The organism is Kitasatospora sp. LaBMicrA B282, from assembly GCF_050325825.1.
In the GTDB taxonomy this organism is placed as follows: domain Bacteria; phylum Actinomycetota; class Actinomycetes; order Streptomycetales; family Streptomycetaceae; genus Kitasatospora.
The window spans coordinates 1-454 of record NZ_JBNQTI010000410.1 but is presented as its reverse complement, the minus strand read 5'-3'; the positions used below and the strand labels follow the sequence as shown (position 1 = coordinate 454).

The 454-nt window shown below is 73.6% G+C and carries 1 pseudogene; it reads left to right on the top strand.

The window, feature by feature from the left end:
• Positions 1-454, top strand: a pseudogene (locus ACQRUO_RS39705) (1,4-alpha-glucan branching enzyme); the annotation flags it as partial.

Sequence of the window (454 nt, the reverse complement as noted above, 5' to 3'; positions counted from 1 at the left end):
CGCCTTCACGGTGTGGGCGCCCAACGCGGTCGGGGTGCGCCTGGTCGGCGACTTCAACCACTGGGACGGCACCGGGTACCCGATGCGCTCGCTGGGCGCCAGCGGCGTCTGGGAACTCTTCGTGCCGGGCCTGGGCGAGGGCGCGCTGTACAAGTACGAGATCCGCACCCGCGACGGCCGCCTGCTCCAGAAGGCCGACCCGCTGGCCCGCGCCGCCCAGTGCCCCCCGGACACCGCCTCCGTCGTCCACACCTCCCGGTACGCCTGGCAGGACGCGCACTGGCTGGCGCGGCGGGCCCGGGCGCACCACCACCGGGCGCCGATGTCCGTGTACGAGCTGCACCTGGGCTCCTGGCGCCCGGGCCTGAGCTACCGCGAGCTGGCCGCCGAACTGCCCGACTACCTGCACGGCCTCGGCTTCACCCACGTCGAGTTCATGCCCGTCATGGAACAC